Below are 18,656 nucleotides of genomic sequence, written 5' to 3' on the forward strand. Positions count from 1 at the left end.
TGTCTTTCGCCGCGGCGGCGGGCCGCTCTTTACCCATGTCTCTTTCCCAACAATACCGCGATGCGTTGCTGACGGATGTTATTCCGTTCTGGCAGCGGCACTCGGTTGATACGCAGTACGGCGGTTTCCTGACTTGTCTTGACCGGCAGGGGCAGGTGTTTGATACCGATAAGTTTGTCTGGTTGCAGGCGCGGCAGGTCTGGACCTTTGCCATGCTGTATAACCGGCTGGAGAAACGCCCCGACTGGCTCGATATGGCCGGCCACGGTGCTGATTTTCTCAAAAAACACGCGCGGGCCGCTGACGGGAGCTGGTATTTTTCACTGACCCGTGAAGGCCGGCCGCTGGTTCAGCCCTACAATATTTTCTCGGATTGTTTTGCGACGATGGCCTTCGGGCAGCTGTCGCTGGCGACAGGCAGTGATGAGCAGGCACAGCTCGCCGAAACTACCTTCCGGCAGATTCTGGCCCGCCGCGATAATACGAAGGGGAGCTGGAACAAGGCAGTACCCGGCACACGGCCGCTGAAGAACTTTGCCTTGCCGATGATTCTGTGCAACCTCGCGCTGGAAATAGAGCACCTGCTCGATAAACCGCTGGTCGAAGAAACCATTGATGCGTGCATCCACGAAGTGATGGACGTGTTTTATGATCCGGCGCTGGGGCTGATCCGCGAAAATGTAACGCCCGAGGGCAAGGTGTCCGACTCGTTCGAGGGCCGTCTGCTGAATCCGGGACACGCTATCGAAGCCATGTGGTTTATCATGGATCTGGCGGTACGGCGCAACGACCGTGCCCTGCTCGACCGCGCCGTTACGATCACGCTCGATACCCTGCAATACGCCTGGGATGAGCAGTTTGGCGGTATTCTGTACTTTATGGATGCCAACGGGCATCCACCCCAACAGCTCGAATGGGACCAGAAACTGTGGTGGGTACATGCCGAAACGCTGATTAGTTTGCTGAAAGGCTACCAGCTGACGGGTAATCCGGCCTGTTGGGCGTGGTTTGAACGGGTTCATGCCTATACGTGGTCGCATTTCCCGGACCCGGAACACGGCGAATGGTACGGGTACCTGAATCGCCGGGGCGAGGTACTACTGCCGCTCAAGGGCGGGAAATGGAAAGGGTGCTACCACGTGCCGCGCGCGTTATTCCAGTGCTGGCAGGCATTAAAGTAGGAAGATAGCACCGGCGTTAATTCAGCCGTTTCCGTTGCCGGCGCGACATGGTCAGCTGCGTATTATCGGTCAGGTGGATAACGCCCGCCGGATCAATCAGCCGCACAAACTGCATGTTGACCAAGTGCGATTTATGAACCCGTACAAAATCGTGGTCTTTCAGCATGCCTTCAAATTCCTTCAGGGTCTTCGAGGCGCAGAAACGCCGGTTGCCGGTCAGGTGAAAAAAGGTGTAGTTGCTTGAGGCTTCGCAGCGGACAATCTCGGCGATTGGCAGAAAATGCAGGCCCTCGGTGGTCGAAATCGGCAGCCGCTGCTGACCGGAATGGCTGACGGCCAGGTTGTCGGCCAGATTCCGGAGCAGTGCGCCGGGGCGGTGCGCTTCGGTTTGTTTCCGCAAAAACTTGTCGAAGGCCAGCCGCAGTTCATCCACATCAATGGGTTTCAGGAGGTAATCCAGGGCGCTGACCTTGATGGCCTGTAGGGCAAACTGCGAGTAAGCGGTCGTAAAAATGATGTCAAAATCAATATCGTCGATAGCATTCAGGACATCGAAACCGTTCTGCATCGGCATTTCAATATCCAGAAAGACAAGGTGTGGCCGCACCGACTGAATAAGCGCAATGCCCTCGGCGGGGGTGGTGGCCCGCCGGAACCGGGTGATTTCGGGGATGTACTTACTGACCAGAATTTCCAGAATGTGGCAGGCACGGGGTTCGTCGTCAATCACAAGGGCACGGTACATAGGCTGTCAGGGTTTGCATCTGAGTTAAAAAGTCTGAACATACTTATATAAATCTGAACAATCAGGCCATTTTTCAGGATGTTTGTTCAGATATTATAGTACTAAACCGGGCGCAATCGTTTGGTAATCAGGCTTATTTTGCCTATCTTTACTCAGATGAAGTCGCTCAAAATTCGCCTTGACCTCAACAAGAAGCAGACGACGCTGTGCCGCAAACACGCGGGTGTAGCCCGTCATGCTTATAATTGGGGTGTAGCCGAATGTCAGAAAGCCTTTGAAGCAGGACAGAAGATTCCATCGGCTATTGACCTCCACAAGCGACTGGTGGCCGAAGTCAAAACAGAACATAGCTGGTACTACGAAGTCTCCAAGTGCGCCCCTCAACAAGCCCTGCGCAACCTGCAATCGGCCTACCAAGCGTTCCATCGGATTCAGAAACCATCGGGATACAAAAAGAAGAAAACCATTCGTAGGGCCGGAAAAGTAGTGACTGTGTTGGAAGGCTTGCCACAGTTCAAAAAGAAAGGTTCTCACGACGGATTTTATCTGGAAGGTAGTATAAAAGCCGACTGGAAGCGTATCAAACTTCCTCATTTGGGATGGGTGCGTTTGGAAGAAGCGGTTCCTGATGGGACAGTTATTAAGAACGTTAGCGTTACCCGTACCGCCGACCATTGGTATGTCTCGTTTAAAGTCCCGCACACGCCAAAACAAACTACCAAAACATCGGAAAGCATTGGCGTTGACTTGGGCATTAAGACGTTGGCGACACTCTCTAACGGCACCGCCGGGCGGCCCCGTACATTTCAAGCGGTTAAGCCCTACAAACGGAATAAACGCAAGCTGAAACTGGCCCAACGCCGGGTGAGTAAAAAGTTTATCAAAGGCGCAAAGCAACAGAGTAAAAACTACCAAAAAGCACAAGCTAAAGTGGCCCGGCTTCATGCCCGGATTGCCAACATACGCGGGGATGCTCTGCACAAACTCACAACCCATCTGGTCAAGAACCACAGCCGGATTGTCATTGAAGACCTTAATGTGCGGGGCATGAGTAAAAACCATAAGCTGGCCTCGGCCATTCTGGATGGCGGATTCTTTGAGTTTCGCAGACAGTTGACTTACAAGGCCGAATGGTACGGCTCGGAAGTGGCAGTTGCCGACCGCTTCTTTGCCAGCAGCAAGACCTGTTCGGGCTGTGGTGGGAAGAAAGCAGGGCTGAAACTCTCGGAGCGTACTTACCACTGCGAAGAGTGTGGCTTGCAGATAGACCGCGATTTGAATGCGGCTATCAATTTGAGTCAATACACCGTGAGTTACACGGGTAGTGCCTGTGGAGCGGCAAACAACCCAACCGGTTATTCGGGCGGGGTCGTTATGAAGCAGGAAGCTAAGGGCAGTCTGGACAACCATGTTCAGATTTGTGTAAGTTTAGCGTAACGGTGTTTGGGTAGTTAAACCGGCATCGAAGGCCGTAATGAGTGGCAGGGTGATGGTAATGCGGGTACCGGTGGGCATACCGTCGGGGCTGACCAGATCATCAATCTGCATGGTTGCCTTACCCAACCCTGATTGATCAAGTAACATAAGCCGTTCGTGGGTAAGGGCTAGGCCTTTGGAGGTTCGTTGCCGGTAAGCCGCAGACCGTTGATTCAGCACACCAGCCTGTTCGCGGCCGATGCCGTTGTCTTCCAGGATACATTGCAGGCCGCCGCCGTCTGCGATGCTCAGGTCAACCGTGAGTTGCCGGAGGCCGCTTTTGTGCAGTAATCCGTGCCGGATTGCGTTTTCGGTCAAGGGTTGCAGCAGCAGGGCCGGTACCTGATACAAGGGTGGTTCAATGCCTGCCTCCACCTGGAGCCGGTAGGCAAACGAGCTTCCGAACCGGAGCGCTTCAAGGTCAAGGTACAGCCGCAGAATATCGATCTCCTGCTGGAGCGAGTGCATACTTTTGGTCGATTCTTCCAGCACCAGCCGCAGCAGCCGCGAAAACTTCGAGAGGTAGCGATAGGCGGTGTCGGTGTCGTCGGCCAGAATACATTCCTGAATGGCATTCAGGCAGTTAAAGATAAAATGCGGGTTCATCTGCGACCGGATTGCCCGTGTCTCCAGTTCGGCAATGAGCCGGGCAACCCGCGTTTTTTCCGCAGCACGCTGCCGCAGGGATCGTTCCCGCCACGCAAAATAACCGGCTACCGTGCCGAGGAGTACCACCACCATACCGGTCAGGAACCACCAGCGTTGCCAGACCGGCGGCAGGATGACAAACGAAAAGCTGGTAAGTCCGCTTCGGGTACCGGCTGCCGTAATGCCCTCAGCCTGAAAGGTATAGTTTCCGGATGCCAGTCCGGCATACGTAACGGTCCGGTCTGCGCCCTGTGCCAGCCGCCAGCCCTGCTCGGCACCCAGTAACCGGAACCGGTAGCGGTGCCAGACCGGATTGGCCAGACTCATCAGCGTAAACCCAAACGACAGGGCATTCTGCTCCGGTGGCAGGCGCAATTGCCGGGGCAGCCCCGACGGATCGTTGCCGGCTGAGAACTGCCGGAGATCAGTATGGGTCCCGAGCAGCCGGAGATCAGTGACCGACAGGGGAGCGGGTGGCGGTTGCTGCCGGAGCTGGCTGAGCGAAAAACGGAGCAGTCCCGCCGTAGTACCGATATACAGCGTCCCGTCCGGATACTCAAACAGGTGCATCGATTGGTAGGACTCGCCCAAAAAACCATCGCTGAAGCTGAAGGTCCGTAGTCCGGTGGCCGTCAGACAGTGCAGGGCAATGGCACTGCCGGTCCAGATGTTGCCGTCGCTGTCGGGAAAGACATCGAGCAGGTTGTTGGCCGACAGCCCGTCGGCGGTGGTGTATTGCCGGATTACGGTAAACTGCTGCCCGTTCAGCCGGCCTTTGATGAGCCCCTGCCCGTCGGTGGCCAGCCAGACGTTGCCCTGCCGGTCACGGGCAATGCGCAGCACCGACCGCACCAGCTGCCCCTGCCGTGTGATCCGGTGGGTGGTGAACCGTCCGTCGCGGAACGAAATAAGTCCGGCATCGCTTGCCAGCCAAAGGGTACGGTCAGCGGCTTCAAACCCATTGTAAAAAATAGTAAAGCGGTACCGGTTGGTCGGGTGCTCAAAAAAGGCAAACGTGTACGAATGTTTCAGGCTGTCGTACCGGATGCGGGTCAGCCCGACGTCGCCCGCCGCCCACAGATCCCCCGAAGCGGCCGGAATCAGCGCGTTGAACCCTTCGTCGCCCAGCCCGTCTTTCAGCGTAACATGGCGGGCTTGCCTGCCGTCATATGCCAGCAGACCCTGATAGGTGGTGGCCATCCACAGCATCCCCTGCCGGTCCTGCTGTATACCGGCAATACCGGCAATCGGCACCTGCCCCGTCAGCAGCGGCGATACCTGCCCCGACGATAAGCCGAACAAATTCCCGTGGTGTCCTCCGAAAACCAGTGTGTGGTTATAGAGACCGAATCCATTGATTTCGTTGCCCGGGACGGTGGCCGGCAGCGGAATCCGGTCAAAGGCTGAGGGCCTGATTTTCAATAATCCTTCGTTGGTCGCTATCCAGAAAATACCTTCTTTATCCAGCAGAAACCGGTTCAGCTGACTGGTCGTGCGCTCATACAGATCGAGCCGTTTCAGGGGTGTCTGCTGCTCCGGAAGCAGCTGTTTGAGGCCGTACGACAGGAACCAGTACGTCTTCCCGGTCCAAAGTACATCCGACGGGACAATATCGTTCAGCAAGGTTTCCGGAATTCCGTTGCGCAGCCGGATATAGCAGAAGCGGTCATGCGCCGAAAAAATCAGGTCGTTTTTTGACCGGATGGCCAGATGCTGAATTTCTGTTTTACGGCCGTCAGGACTTTGCCATATCCGGTCAAGGTTCCCCTTATGGTAGCGGAATAAGTCCAGTTTGCCGCCCACATACAAGCTCCCTTCTTCATCGAGCGCCAGCGAAAACACCCGCCGGTCGCGGGCTTTGGGCACGAGCCGGTCAAATCCGGTCAGCGGCCGGGGCGTTACCGGCTGACCGGGTTGTTGTTTCAGCTGTTGCTGCTGTGCCGGAGATAGCTGATACACCCCGCTGCTACAGCCGATCCAGAGCGTATGTTGCTTGTCGAAGAGTAAGGCATTGAGCCGCACAAACGTCTGATGCCGGATGGCGGGCAGAGCGGTTGCCTTGCCGTTGTGATACAGAAACAGCCCTTCTTCGGTGCCGATCCAGAGGTCACCGCCGGCGTCTTCCAGCAGCGTATTCACCTGTCCGATGGACTGCCCGTTTTCGGTAAGACCGATGCTCCGGAACGTAAAGCCATCGTACCGGACCAGTCCCGTTGTGGTGCCCAGCCACAGAAAACCTGCCTTATCGCGCAGGAGCGCGTGAATATCCGCCGCCGGTAATCCCTCTTTAAGTCCGATCTGCTCCACCGTAAAACCGGACGCATGGATAACCGGTGACTGACCAGACAGGACGTTGATCAGCAGCAGGTTAAACGTCAGGAAGAACAGCAGGCGACCGCGCATGAGGGGGTATTGATTGACCTCCGCAAGGTACGGCCGTAATACTACCTGATCAATAGGTATGCCTGCCGTTTACTAATCGCCGGAAGCCGTTCAATCAACGGATTCGGCCCGTGGCGGCTACGAGGCTAACCTTTACAAAATGTCTGTTTTTTACATCTGAGAAACCAACCCGGCAATCCAATTTTGTGTGTCAGAAAACGAAAGACACAAACGTGATAGCGGCGCCGCCGGGCGGGAAAAGATGATTCAACTACTGTGCGTATGAAAAAACTGATCGTGTGTTGCTGGCTGATGGTTATCGGGCTGGCGTGTCAGAAACAGGGCGACGGAACGACCACAACGCCCGATCCGGACCCGACCGGAAGCGGTAGTGCAGCGATGGGAAAGGGTGAGCCGGGTGTGGTTGGCCTGGCAGGTGTTACGGCCTGGGACAATGTGCCGGCCGCCGAAAAAGAGCGCATTAAGGGCTGGAATACCTTGTTCCTGCACCAGTCTGTCGGGCAGGATCTGGAAGAAGGCTGCAAGGCCAACGGGTTTGCCTTCGACTATTACGGGGCGAATGACAAAACCAACGGTGCTGCCAGCGGGAAGGGCCTGAAAGGCGGCATTTTCGTGGATGTGGGGGGGATTGCCAACGGAAATCCTTCCGAAAAAATTAGGGTGTTCCGCGAGCAGGCTACCCGGAACAAAGACCTGCTGCAGATTGCGGTTTTCAAATTCGGGTACGCCGACATTACCGATGATAACGCGGAGCGGGTAAAGACCGAATACAAGGCATTTGTTGATGCCTTACGGGGACAGTCGCCGGGGCTCCGGTTTGTACACGTGACGCCGCCGCTGGTCTACAGTACGGCCGCCTACGAAGGCAATGCGGCCAAACAGAAGGTCGGGCAATGGATGAAAGACACCTTCAAGGGCTCCGATGTGATTTTTGACCTTCAGGAGATTGAGTCGAACAACGGGCAGTGCCAGCAGAATAACGTGTGGCGGATCTGCACCGAAAACCGGAATACGGCCGGTGATCCGTCCGATGTCAACGGGGTCGATACTTCCGACGGGCAGGGGCATATCGGCAAAAAAGCCGGTCAGCGGATTGGCAAGGCACTGCTGATGAGTATTTATCGGGCCGGAAAATAAAGACGACTATGCCGGCACTTATCGCTTACGCCGATCTGCCCGGGATACAGCGGACCATGAAAACAATGACTGAACGAACAGGTATATCGTAATGGCAATGAATAGCTCACCGGCTAAAGGATGTCTGGTAGCACTGGCGGGTTTAGCCGTCCTGGCAATCCTGTTCACCGCCGTCCGGTTTTACGGCGGTAAATGGCTGGATCAATACGAACGGCCGTGGGCCTACAGCACCACCGAACCACTCCTTGTCGGGCAATGGGAGGGACAATTTAACGATCCCGACGGGGTAGCGAAAACCCTCCGCCTGACCATTGACCTGCCCGAAACCGACGAAGAACGCCTGGAGCGGGCAAGCCGCAAACGGCGTCTGCGAAACCGCAGGAACCGTGGCGGGTTCGACGGCTCCGCGACGGTAACCAGCCGGCTCGGCCGTGAAGACTATGAGGTGTATGGCGTTGTGGACCGGGAGGACGGCCATGTGTTCAGCCTCAACTTTGACACCGTTGACGGCCGTTTTGCCATCACGCCCAATTTCTACATCAACGACACCGACAAAACCGGTAACCGCTGGACGGGCGATCAGCTGGTAACACAGCTGGAGTTTGCCTATCACCTGCCCGGCCGCACCTGGTCGAGCAGTGCCGACCCGCGATTCAGCCGGAAAGTGCCGGTTCAGCTACACCGTGTAACGAAACAGTAAAGCATTAACCTGAAAACATAAAAGCGTATGCAACGCCGTGATTTTATGTCGGCCCTGCCATTGGGCCTGTTTGCCGGTCAGCTACCGGCTGTGACTGTCACCGACGACAAGAAGCCGCTGGCTCCGTTTTACATCGGGCCGGAAGCCGAACCCCTAACGCCCGGTCCGACGGGGCTCAACATCCGGACGCGGGTCCGCTCGGCCCAGACCAACGGGCAGTTTTCGTGCGTTGAGTTTGCCGTAGCCCCGAAAAAAATGGGTCCGGCGCCGCACCTGCACAAAGACCTGGATGAGCTGATGTATGTTATCGAAGGCACGGCCAGTGTATTGGTGGGTGATACGGTGTATCAGGTTGAGGCCGGTGGCTGGCACCTGCGGCCGCGCGGCATCATCCATACGTTCTGGAATGCGACCGACAAACCGGTGCTGGCCATCGACTGCTACTTTCAGCAACCGTTTGAAGAGTACCTCGAAGCCTCGTTCCAGACCATTCCGGCGGAGGCCCGTAAGCGTGGGCTGGCCATGGATTCTCCCGAAATCAGAAAGATGTATAACGACCTTCAGGCCCGCTTCGGCATGGTGGGTTTCCCCGAAAAGCGGCAGGCAATCGTGGATAAATACGGGCTGAAATAAGCCTGATTACAGCGTTGATCTCATTGTCATTCAACCCAATGGTTACTCGTTATCTCTTTCTTTTCGGGTTAGGGCTGATGGCCGGCCCGGCTACCGCCCAGACCCTGCAACTCAACCGCACCGGCGGCAGCGTGGTCGTCGGCTCCGATGGTAGCGCGGCCAACGCATCGGCCGCGCTGGAGGTCAAAAGTACGACTCAGGGTGTGTTGCTGCCCCGGCTGACCACGGCGCAGCGGACGGCCATCAGCAATGCGGCCAACGGGCTGCTGGTGTTTGATACCGACACACAGAGTTTCTGGTTCCGCCAGAACGGGGCGTGGGTTAATCTGGTGGGCGGAGGCAGTTCGGGGGCCGGTGTGGGCTGGCAGCAGACAGGTGCTAACATCAGCACTACCAACAGCGGCAATGTGGGCATCGGTACCACCAACCCGCTGGCCAAACTCAGTGTCGTGGGTAGTTCAAGAAGTGCAACGGGCACCAACACCGCCGATTTTGCCAATACAAATCTTGGCCCCAATGTGAGCTTTGTTCATCTGGGCAGCAAAGGCCACTGGCTGATCCGGTCGGCGGCTGATTCGGGCAATGTGGTGATGCAGGACATCAATCGCGGCCGGGTCGGTATCGGTACGGCCTTCCCCAACTCCACACTGTCGATTGTAGGGCGGCAGGCAACAACCAATGCCAGCAATACCGTCGATATTTCCAATACGGCCGTCGGCCCAAACGTGAGTTTTATTCATTACGGGGCAACGGGCGATTGGCTGATCCGGTCGGCGGCTTACTCCGGTAATGTGATTATGCAGGATTTTCCTGGCGGACGGGTTGGTATCGGCACCGCATTTCCCGGCTCTACACTTAGTGTGCAGGGGCGACAGAACAACCTCGCGGCGTCGAATACGGCTGAATTTTCGAACCCGTTGCTTGGCCCTAATATCAGCCATATCCATTACGGGAGTTACGGGGATTGGTATATCCGGTCGGCTGATAATGCTGGCCGGGTCATTCTGCAGGATGTCAGTACGAATGGCCGTGTCGGTATTGGTACAAGTAATCCGCAGGCAAAGCTCGACATCAACGGCAACACCATCATGAGCGGGCCGCTGGCGGTGCGGAGTGATATATCGTTTACCAATGCGCTGACCAGTTCTGCCTTGCCGGGGCTTAATCTGCGCCCGATCGGCCTCTTTGAAATCTCGGTTTTCGGGTATGATGATGGTCCGCATGAACCGGTAATCCGGCAGGTGCCGGCCAATCTGTTTACCGGCCAGCTGGTCGGAAATGCCTCTTTTGCGGTGCCGGTTGACTTAACGATTAACCCGGCGCTGTTAACCGGAGTCAGAGAACTGTATCTGGTAGGAGGTATTCAAACGGATTTTGAAGGCTCAAGTTCCATTGAGATTGCGGGCGATAGGCTTGTTCGCGTGTATGCCTATTTCGACGGCAATGACTACGCCGGTCTACGGGCAGGCGGAGTAATCTATGCCGTCTATTAGCGACGGCGTAATGGTCGTTGTGCCATTGGTATATAAACTCTGCTTCAAAGATTTACACGAAATAAAAACTATGAAAAAACTGCTTCTTTATCTCTCACTAAGTACCGTATTGTTTGCCGGCGGCGGGGCCGGATGCGGTAAATCCGGCGATCCGCAGCCGGACAACTTCACCTCGTTAACCGGACGCTGGGAGATTACCTCGGCGGAGGTTTATGCACAGGATGCCGGCCAGTCGCAGCCCCGGTTGCTCGGTCAGTTCGGGGCTGGTCTGGCTTATATTTTCTACCCGGATGGGTCGTATGACGGCTGTATTCTGCCGGGTTCAGACTGGGACAATGCCGGCCAGAGCGGGCAGTCGGGCAGCTGGAACTGTACAACCAACAAGCCCGGACGCTGGCAGCTAAACGTAACCAAAACGCAGGGCACAGACATCGACGACGGTAAACTGACGCTGACTGCTCCGACTTTATCCGAACCGTTTATCCTCGAAAAACTCTACGCCGGCACCGCTACTTCAGGCAGCACTAAAGTGACCGTCCTGATTGGTGAAACACCGGTTAAAACCGATGCGCAGGGCCGAAAATCCTGGGGTGAATATCATTTTACAAAAAAATAGACTGCATTACATCCGGTACAGCTTTGACAATCAGGTTTATGATTACTCGTTACCTCTTTCTTTTCGGGTTTGGGCTGGTGGTCGGATCTGCCACCGCCCAGACCCTGCAACTCAACCGCACCGGCGGCAGCGTGGTGATCGGCTCCGATGGCAGCGCGGCCAACGCATCGGCCGCGCTGGAGGTCAAAAGTACGTCTCAGGGTGTGTTGCTGCCCCGGCTGAGCACCGCCCAGCGGACGGCCATCAGCAATGCGGCCAACGGGCTGCTGGTGTTCGATACCGACACCCAAAGTTTCTGGTTCCGCCAGAACGGGGCGTGGGTCAACCTGGCGGGCGGAGGCAGTTCGGGGGCTGGTGTGGGCTGGCAGCAGACAGGCGCCAACATCAGTAATACCAACAGCGGTAACGTGGGGATTGGAACCACCAACCCGCTGGCTAAGCTTAGTGTGGTCGGGAGCTCGGTAAACGCAACGGGGACCAACACCGCCGATTTTGCCAATACAAACCTTGGCCCCAATGTGAGCTTTGTTCATCTGGGCAGCAAAGGCCACTGGCTCATCCGGTCGGCGGCCGACTCGGGCAACGTGGTGATGCAGGACATCAATCGCGGACGTGTCGGTATTGGTACGGCCTTCCCCAACTCCACGCTGTCGATTGTAGGGCGTCAGGCGACAAGTGATGCGACTAACACCGTCGATATTTCCAATACGGCCGTTGGCCCCAACGTGAGTTTCATTCATTACGGCCGCTACGGCGACTGGTATATCCGGTCGGCGGCGAGTGCCGGTACGGTTGCCATTCAGGATATGAATGGTGCCCGGACGGGGATCGGCAATGGTTTCCCCGGCTCAACGCTGAGCGTGCGGGGCCGGCAAACGGGCTCCGAGAGCAATACCGCCGATTTCTGGCATCCGGGGCTGGGGCCGAACCTGAGTTATATCCATTACGGCCTCAAGGGCGACTGGTTTATCCGGTCGGCGGCCAATGACGGCAAGGTAATTATTCAGGATGTCGGGGCCACCGGGCTGGTCGGCCTCGGAACGGCTTCCCCGATTGCTAAACTACACATCTCGACTACCGGCGAAAACGCTATGCGCGTCGATGGGATTAACCCGTACATCATGTTCCGGAACGTAAACGACGCCGCCCGCACGGATAACGGCCATGAGCTGGGTTTTATCCGGACCTGGACCACCAACCCGTTTAACCCCGCCGGGTATTATGGGTTCGAAATCGGGGTGCCGCCCGCCGCCTCGGCCCAACCGGCCAAACACCTGATGTTCTCAACGGCCTATAACCTGCGGATGGTGATTCTGGACAATGGCAACGTCGGTATCGGTACCAATATTCCAACCACAAAACTGGCCGTCAACGGGACAATCCGTGCCAAAGAGGTAATTGTCGAGACCGACTGGGCTGATTTTGTGTTTGCCCGCGGCTACAGGCTCCGGCCATTGCCTGAGGTAGAGCAGTTTATCCGGACCCATCGCCATTTGCCCGATATTCCGGCGGCCGCCACGATTTCCGGAAATGGGGTGGCACTGGCAGAGGTAACTACGAACATGATGCAGAAAATCGAAGAACTGACGCTGTATGTCATTCGGCAGGATAAACAAATCCGGGCGTTGCAGCGTCGTTTAGTTACGTCAAAACGCCGGTGATATGCGATATATATACCTGATTTTGTGGTTGTTTGGCTCACTAACGGCGTCTGCACAGGTTGTTACTCCGCCGAATATAACGGAGCCAGTGCTGCGGTTCGGGCAACTGAATAAGCCGGTTCCGGGGTGTGGTACGCGCCCGAAAAAGCCGCTGGCTCCGATTCCGGCGGCCCGGCAGGCGCGGATTGCCCAAAAAAGCGGTGCGCTCCCGTATTGCGTCAAAGTGGTACTGACCGTTTTTGCCGATAACGACGGTTCAAACCGCGCATCGACCGATGCCGATCAGCTGCGGCAGTTTAATGCGATGGTTAATTTTTACCGGCCACATAACATCTGCTTTGTGCTGATGGGCATCCGGCAGATCAACAACAGTGACCTGAACATTCAGGACCGTTCGGAAGAAGATGAGTTAACGCCGTTTTTGCTGGCCAATGTCTTTAACATCTTTACCCACAAGGAAGTCTATACCGATGGTAAGCGGATTGGCGGGACCGCCTATGACATTCCGAATACGGGAGCGTATGTGAGTCTTGATCAGGGAAATGTTTCGAATGCCAGCGATAACGTTACAATGGCCCATGAAGTAGGCCATGCCTTCGGGTTGCTGCATACGTTTGAGCGACATGCCTGGGACCCGCTGCACGATACCGAAAGTGTCGAACGCAATCCCGATGCCGATTGCTGGGATTGTGATGTTGACGGTGATTATGTCTGCGATACCCCCGCCGATCCGGATCAGGACGAAGACGATGTGCTCTATCTGAGAATGAATACCACCGATCCGGCCGACGGATGCCGCTACCTGGGTAACCGCCGGGACGAATGTGATGTCCCTTATGTCCCTCAGACCTATAACATCATGAGCTACGGCCGGCCCGACTGCATTACCCTGTTCACCAACGGGCAGGGCGCGCGGATGCGCTACTACCTGTCGGAAGAGGCTGATTTTGCCCGTATCCTGGCGCCGGAAGCCCTGTTTTTACCGGTTTTAGGCCCTCAAATACTGGCAGGCGGCTCTTTTGCCGGTGTTTCCCGCGATGTATTCACCCTCGGCGAATCGTATCCGCTGCGGGTACAGCAGACAGCGGTCTTCACTATCTACTCAAAGCGGATTGTGGTGAAGCCCGGCACGCGGTTTTCGCCCGGCAGCGGCGGGCGGGTGCAGCTGACAGGTAACCCGAACTGCCCGTAAGAGACCGGCTTATAGAGGTGTATGCATACCATTGTCCGGTTTGTGACAGCGCTAAAAATTAAGCCGGTGATTTATGGCATCGCGGGGCTTTATGTTTAGCTTTGTTACATGTACACCTCTGATGATTTAAGCGGCCTGCGGGCTGCTCTTCAGGTCTCGCCTGATAATATTCCACTCCGAAAACTACTGGCCAACGCCTTATTGAATGCCGGCCGTTATGGCGAAGCCGAACAGGAATTCCGGTATGCTCTGCAAGTTGCTCCGGATGATGCTGCTTTAAAATTAGGCCTGGCTGTAGCCTTCCGGCAAAACGGTAAAACCGATGCTGCTATGGTTGTGCTGGAAGAGCTCACCAACCAGAATAATGCAGACGCCTATTTGTTATCAGCCAGAATATTGCAGACACAAGGGCAGTTATACCAGGCTCGTGACTATTATCAGCGGGCGATTTTGCTCGATGACCGTTTGCGCGACGAAGCTTTTGAAAACAGCCTGGGGGCTGATGAACCTCAGCGAATGCCAATGGGGGATCTGGATACCCCCGGCGGCGATTTTCAGCTGGAGGCTGCGCGACCGTCTATCTCTTTTGTCGATGTAGGCGGGATGGAGGCCGTAAAGGAAGAAATTGCCCTCAAGATTATTTTCCCTCTCAAGCATCCTGAATTATATAAAACCTACGGAAAGCGTCCAGGAGGCGGTATTTTGCTGTATGGCCCTCCTGGCTGCGGGAAAACGTATCTGGCCCGCGCAACTGCCGGCGAAATACAGGCTTCATTTATCTCTGTCGGCCTGAACGACATTCTGGATATGTGGGTTGGCTCCAGCGAACGTAACCTGCACGATTTGTTTCAGCAAGCCCGTAAAGCGGCACCATGTGTATTGTTTTTTGATGAAGTGGATGCCCTGGGTGCCAGCCGGAACGATATGCGCCGGACCGCAGGACGGACAATCATCAACCAGTTTCTGGATGAGCTGGATGGCGTAAAATATGCTAATGACGGGGTACTTGTGCTGGCGGCGACCAACACGCCCTGGTATCTGGACAGCGCATTCCGGCGTCCGGGCCGGTTCGACCGGATGATTTTTGTAGCCCCGCCTGATGCCCGCGCCCGTGAGGAAATCCTGCGGCTGCACCTCCGCGATATTCCGGTTCAGCAACCCGATCTGGGGGCGATTGCCCGCAAAACAGAAACCTTTTCGGGTGCCGATCTACAGGCCGTGATTGACCGGGCTGTGGAAAGTAAGCTGTTGGAGGCTATGAAAACCGGCCAGCCCGTTCCGGTCAGCAACAACGACTTACTGAATGCTGTTAAAGCGCACCGCCCGACGGTCAGAGAATGGTTTGCCTCGGCCAAAAACTATGCACTTTATGCTAACGAAGCAGGTCAGTATGAGCCGGTACTGAGTTTTATGAAAACGCAGAAATGGCTTTAACGGTTGGCGGGAAATGGCAGACATAAGTAGTAAAATAGCCAGAGCAAAAGTACTCATGGTTCAGGAAAGATATGATGCTGCCCTGAAAGAATGGGAAAGTGTGCTTGGACATTATCCTGGTGAGGACTACGTTCATTTAATGATTTGTGAATGTTTGATTAATACGAACAGATTAAGCGATGCAAATCAGTATTTGATCAGTCGTGTATGGCAAGAGACGGATACACAGGCCAGGGCCTACTATTTATTATCAGTTACTGCTACTAGACAAGGTCGGTTTATTAGATCGATAAGAACCGGGAAAAAGGCTGTTCAGCTTAATCCTGTGTGTGCTGACTATTATGGACACCTTGCTGTTGTCTATGAAAGTATTGGATTCTATCGGGAAGGATGGCGGTTAGTGAGACAAGGGTTAAGTATTGATCCTGTAAACGAAAAATGCCTTTTTGCTGAATTAGTACTACTGCCGCGTGCGAACGGCCTTTATGAAGGATGGAAAGATGTTGTGTCTGCCACCCTGACTGTTAACCCCGAAAGTGCTGGTTTCTATGCAGCATCGGGCTGGCTAAGTCTTGACGATGGTAAGCCAAAGGTTGCAAAAGCATATTTCTTATCTGCATTACGATTAAGTCCTAACTATGAATGGCCACGTCTGGGGTTAATTAAAGCCTTGAAAATGCATATAGTTACGTATTGGCTTGTCAATAGAATAAAAAGGAAGAAATACCGGGCTTTTGCTGAGTTGGGAGGCATATATGGACTAGGTTTTTTAAGTGTAATTATTGCAGAAAGTACAGGTCTGGATGGCAGACAGGCCTTTTTAGGTATAGTTACTACTACATTACTAATTCATGCCGGATTACCGCGGCTATATCTGCTCTATTGTAATCGTCAGCTTCCGTTAAAAAACTTTCTGACAAAAGAAGAAAAGTTAGCTTGTCAGAGATGGACGATCGTGCTGATAATGTTGTGGTTGTTAGCCATCGCTAATCTCTTTTTTAACTACATATGATTTCAAATCCAGACCTTGACCGTTGCCGGCTCTTATATGAACAGGGCCGATATGAACTGTCGCTGCGCGAGAGCCAGCAGTTGTTAACCAGCTATCCCGGCCATTTTGATGTACTTCTCCTGCAAGGTTATGCGCTGCTGGCCCTCGAACGGGCAGACGAAGGGGTTGTCATTGTGGATGAACTGCTGAGCCAGTGGCCGGATGAGCCGGTGGTACTCGATCTGAAGGCCAAACTGCTGCTCAAACTGAAAAAGCCGCAGGAGGCGCTCCAGCAAATACAGGAAGCTATCCGTCTTGATCCGACTGACGCTGATTATTGGGGAACGGCCAGTGTTATCCTGTTTGAGCAAAAAGAGTTTCCGGATGCGTTGCATCATGCCGAAGAAGGGCTGCGGCTTGATGCCGGCAACACGGTGTGCCTCAATATCCGGAATCTTTGCCTGGCCAAACTCGGCCGTTCGGATGAATTGCCGGTGTCCATTGAAGATACGCTGGCCGAAGATCCCGACAATGCGTTCAGCCATGCGGCGGCCGGATGGGCCTATCTGGAAAAAGGCGATCATATCCTGGCGCGGCAGCATTTTGCCGGGGCCTTGCGGCTGGCACCGGGCATGTCCTGGGCAGCGGCCGGGATGTTGCAGGCACTCAAAGCTAAAAATTTCCTGTTCCGGTTTTTTCTGCGCTATTACTTCTGGAGTAGTAACCTGAAAGGTAAGCAGCAGTGGATGTTTATTATCGGGACGTTTGTCGGTATTAATGCGCTGCACTCGCTGGATAGCTCTGTACTGGTCATTAAACTGTTACAAATGGCAGCGGTCACGTTTGTCTACCTCACGTGGTTTGTTGATCCGATCTTCAATGTGGTCATGCTCACCGATACAGAAGGCCGCCACCTGTTATCGGACCGACAACGCGACCGGTATCGCTATGTAGCAGGGCTGATGATCCCCGGGGCGCTGCTGGCGCTGGGCGGGTATATCGGAACTGCCATTATTACACAGAGCGCTACCTGGGTTTTACTCTGGCTGACGACCCTGAAGTGGCTGACGATTGCGTTTATTACCGGTATCTGTATGCTGGGGCTGGTTTTGCCGCTGAGTGCATGGATTGAGGCCGAAACGTATCGTATCCGTAACCGGTTGCAGTATATCTTTTACATCATGGCCCTTACGGCCGGGTTATGTATTGCTCTGTTGATCGGTAATAAAGGAGAGGCAATGGGTGTGCTGAACTTCTTTGCCCTCGAAATGGTGCTATTTATGCTCTTCCGGAATTATCTGGTTATTGAAGAACAGGATTGAGGCCGGTATCCAGTGAAAACTGACCGGTTTTGGCGGTTAACTGGCAATCGTTTCCGAACTTTACGGGCATAAAATTCCTTTTGAGTGAAAGACTGAGGTTGCTATGATCGAACTACCTGTCATCCCCTCCACCGAACAACGGAAAAAACGCCCTGACTGGCTGCGCGTTAAGCTGCCGATCGGGCCCGAATATGCCAAAGTACGTAAGCTGGTCGATACGTATAAACTGCATACTATCTGCGAAAGCGGCAATTGCCCGAACATGGGCGAATGCTGGGGCGCCGGTACGGCCACGTTTATGATTCTGGGAAATGTCTGTACCCGCAGCTGCACGTTCTGTGCGGTAGCGACCGGACGACCGAACGAATATGATACCGACGAGCCGCGCCGTGTGGCCGAAGCCATCGTTCTGATGAAGGTGAAACACGCGGTGATTACCTCGGTAAACCGCGATGAACTGAAAGACCGCGGTGCCGAAATCTGGTACCAGACGGTGCGTGCCGTTAAGGAAGCCTCGCCCGAAACAACCATCGAAACGTTGATTCCGGATGTGAAAAACAACTGGGACGCGCTTATCCGGATGATTGAAGGTGGCCAGGAAGTGGTGTCGCACAACATGGAAACTGTTGAGCGGTTATACCGCCGTGTACGGCCGCAGGCAAAATACGACCGCAGTCTGGAGCAGATCCGCCGGACCAAAGAATACGGACAACGCACGAAGTCGGGCATTATGCTGGGCCTCGGCGAAACCAGTGAAGAAGTATTCAAGGCAATGGATGATCTGGTTGTCAACGGGTTGGATATCCTGACACTGGGCCAGTACCTGCAGCCGACAAAGATGCACCACGAAGTAATTGAGTGGATTCATCCCGATACGTTTGCCATGTATCAGGAAGAAGGCCTGAAACGCGGCCTGAAATATGTGGAGTCCGGCCCGCTGGTGCGGTCGAGCTACCACGCCGAACGCCACGTTCATGTGTAAACAGTAATGAGTGGTTTGTGGTTAGTGATGTAATCAAGAGCC

15 protein-coding genes are annotated in these 18,656 nt (G+C 54.8%); 13 read left to right on the forward strand and 2 right to left on the reverse strand.

The window, feature by feature from the left end:
* The first annotated feature begins 35 nt into the window (after positions 1–35).
* Complete coding sequence (locus AC23NW_RS02490) at positions 36–1,181, forward strand: n-acyl-d-glucosamine 2-epimerase (RefSeq protein ID WP_487447482.1); 1,146 nt, start codon at positions 36–38, stop codon at positions 1,179–1,181.
* A gap of 16 nt (positions 1,182–1,197) precedes the next feature.
* Here the strand turns inward: AC23NW_RS02490 and AC23NW_RS02495 are convergent, their stop codons facing one another.
* Positions 1,198–1,926 carry a LytR/AlgR family response regulator transcription factor gene (locus tag AC23NW_RS02495; RefSeq protein WP_293833377.1) on the reverse strand — a complete coding sequence of 243 codons (729 nt, stop codon included), beginning with the start codon at positions 1,924–1,926 and terminating at the stop codon, positions 1,198–1,200.
* 156 nt (positions 1,927–2,082) lie between these two features.
* Here AC23NW_RS02495 and AC23NW_RS02500 point away from each other — a divergent pair, with 156 nt between their 5' ends.
* The gene (locus tag AC23NW_RS02500) at positions 2,083–3,363 is read left to right on the forward strand and encodes an RNA-guided endonuclease InsQ/TnpB family protein (protein WP_487447483.1); all 1,281 of its coding nucleotides are present in this window, start codon (positions 2,083–2,085) and stop codon (positions 3,361–3,363) included.
* Here AC23NW_RS02500 and AC23NW_RS02505 read toward each other — a convergent pair.
* The gene (locus AC23NW_RS02505; protein ID WP_487447485.1) at positions 3,355–6,453 is read right to left on the reverse strand and encodes a sensor histidine kinase; all 3,099 of its coding nucleotides are present in this window, start codon (positions 6,451–6,453) and stop codon (positions 3,355–3,357) included. The two genes, AC23NW_RS02500 and AC23NW_RS02505, sit on opposite strands and share 9 nt — an antisense overlap.
* A 261-nt stretch (positions 6,454–6,714) precedes the next feature.
* Between AC23NW_RS02505 and AC23NW_RS02510 the strand changes: the two genes are divergently transcribed.
* From AC23NW_RS02510 to lipA, 11 genes are all read left to right on the forward strand, one after another.
* Positions 6,715–7,590, forward strand: coding sequence for an SGNH/GDSL hydrolase family protein (locus tag AC23NW_RS02510; protein ID WP_487447487.1), 876 nt, complete (start codon positions 6,715–6,717; stop codon positions 7,588–7,590).
* A 91-nt stretch (positions 7,591–7,681) separates the two neighbouring features.
* Positions 7,682–8,290 carry a hypothetical protein gene (locus tag AC23NW_RS02515; RefSeq protein WP_487447488.1) on the forward strand — a complete coding sequence of 203 codons (609 nt, stop codon included), beginning with the start codon at positions 7,682–7,684 and terminating at the stop codon, positions 8,288–8,290.
* Between the two features lie 27 nt (positions 8,291–8,317).
* A complete protein-coding gene (locus AC23NW_RS02520; protein ID WP_487447490.1) occupies positions 8,318–8,923 on the forward strand; it encodes a cupin domain-containing protein in 606 nt (201 codons plus the stop codon).
* A gap of 38 nt (positions 8,924–8,961) precedes the next feature.
* Complete coding sequence (locus tag AC23NW_RS02525; RefSeq protein WP_487447491.1) at positions 8,962–10,416, forward strand: hypothetical protein; 1,455 nt, start codon at positions 8,962–8,964, stop codon at positions 10,414–10,416.
* A 70-nt stretch (positions 10,417–10,486) separates the two neighbouring features.
* On the forward strand, positions 10,487–11,032 hold the full coding sequence (locus AC23NW_RS02530) for a hypothetical protein (protein WP_293833389.1): 546 nt from the start codon (positions 10,487–10,489) through the stop codon (positions 11,030–11,032).
* Positions 11,033–11,070: 38 nt separating this feature from the next.
* Positions 11,071–12,693 (forward strand): hypothetical protein, encoded by a 1,623-nt coding sequence (locus tag AC23NW_RS02535; protein WP_487447494.1) that lies wholly within the window; start codon positions 11,071–11,073, stop codon positions 12,691–12,693.
* Between the two features lies 1 nt (position 12,694).
* Positions 12,695–13,885, forward strand: coding sequence for a zinc metalloprotease (locus tag AC23NW_RS02540; RefSeq protein WP_487447496.1), 1,191 nt, complete (start codon positions 12,695–12,697; stop codon positions 13,883–13,885).
* A 108-nt stretch (positions 13,886–13,993) separates the two neighbouring features.
* Complete coding sequence (locus AC23NW_RS02545; protein ID WP_487447497.1) at positions 13,994–15,319, forward strand: AAA family ATPase; 1,326 nt, start codon at positions 13,994–13,996, stop codon at positions 15,317–15,319.
* Positions 15,320–15,332: 13 nt separating this feature from the next.
* A complete protein-coding gene (locus AC23NW_RS02550; protein WP_487447499.1) occupies positions 15,333–16,331 on the forward strand; it encodes a tetratricopeptide repeat protein in 999 nt (332 codons plus the stop codon).
* Complete coding sequence (locus AC23NW_RS02555) at positions 16,328–17,632, forward strand: tetratricopeptide repeat protein (protein WP_487447501.1); 1,305 nt, start codon at positions 16,328–16,330, stop codon at positions 17,630–17,632. Before AC23NW_RS02550 ends, AC23NW_RS02555 begins: the two co-directional genes overlap by 4 nt.
* 103 nt (positions 17,633–17,735) lie before the next feature.
* Positions 17,736–18,614: a lipoyl synthase gene (gene lipA / locus AC23NW_RS02560; protein ID WP_293833401.1), complete on the forward strand. Its 879-nt coding sequence runs from the start codon at positions 17,736–17,738 to the stop codon at positions 18,612–18,614.
* The last annotated feature ends 42 nt before the right edge of the window (positions 18,615–18,656 follow it).

It is taken from the genome of Arsenicibacter sp. R0_47, from assembly GCF_057652235.1.

Coding starts and splice junctions, on each gene's coding strand:
- AC23NW_RS02490 (WP_487447482.1), top strand. CDS start 36: ATGTCTCTTTCCCAACAATACCGCGATGCGTTGCTGACGGATGTTATT.
- AC23NW_RS02495 (WP_293833377.1), bottom strand. CDS start 1,926: ATGTACCGTGCCCTTGTGATTGACGACGAACCCCGTGCCTGCCACATT.
- AC23NW_RS02500 (WP_487447483.1), top strand. CDS start 2,083: ATGAAGTCGCTCAAAATTCGCCTTGACCTCAACAAGAAGCAGACGACG.
- AC23NW_RS02505 (WP_487447485.1), bottom strand. CDS start 6,453: ATGCGCGGTCGCCTGCTGTTCTTCCTGACGTTTAACCTGCTGCTGATC.
- AC23NW_RS02510 (WP_487447487.1), top strand. CDS start 6,715: ATGAAAAAACTGATCGTGTGTTGCTGGCTGATGGTTATCGGGCTGGCG.
- AC23NW_RS02515 (WP_487447488.1), top strand. CDS start 7,682: ATGGCAATGAATAGCTCACCGGCTAAAGGATGTCTGGTAGCACTGGCG.
- AC23NW_RS02520 (WP_487447490.1), top strand. CDS start 8,318: ATGCAACGCCGTGATTTTATGTCGGCCCTGCCATTGGGCCTGTTTGCC.
- AC23NW_RS02525 (WP_487447491.1), top strand. CDS start 8,962: ATGGTTACTCGTTATCTCTTTCTTTTCGGGTTAGGGCTGATGGCCGGC.
- AC23NW_RS02530 (WP_293833389.1), top strand. CDS start 10,487: ATGAAAAAACTGCTTCTTTATCTCTCACTAAGTACCGTATTGTTTGCC.
- AC23NW_RS02535 (WP_487447494.1), top strand. CDS start 11,071: ATGATTACTCGTTACCTCTTTCTTTTCGGGTTTGGGCTGGTGGTCGGA.
- AC23NW_RS02540 (WP_487447496.1), top strand. CDS start 12,695: ATGCGATATATATACCTGATTTTGTGGTTGTTTGGCTCACTAACGGCG.
- AC23NW_RS02545 (WP_487447497.1), top strand. CDS start 13,994: ATGTACACCTCTGATGATTTAAGCGGCCTGCGGGCTGCTCTTCAGGTC.
- AC23NW_RS02550 (WP_487447499.1), top strand. CDS start 15,333: ATGGCAGACATAAGTAGTAAAATAGCCAGAGCAAAAGTACTCATGGTT.
- AC23NW_RS02555 (WP_487447501.1), top strand. CDS start 16,328: ATGATTTCAAATCCAGACCTTGACCGTTGCCGGCTCTTATATGAACAG.
- lipA (WP_293833401.1), top strand. CDS start 17,736: ATGATCGAACTACCTGTCATCCCCTCCACCGAACAACGGAAAAAACGC.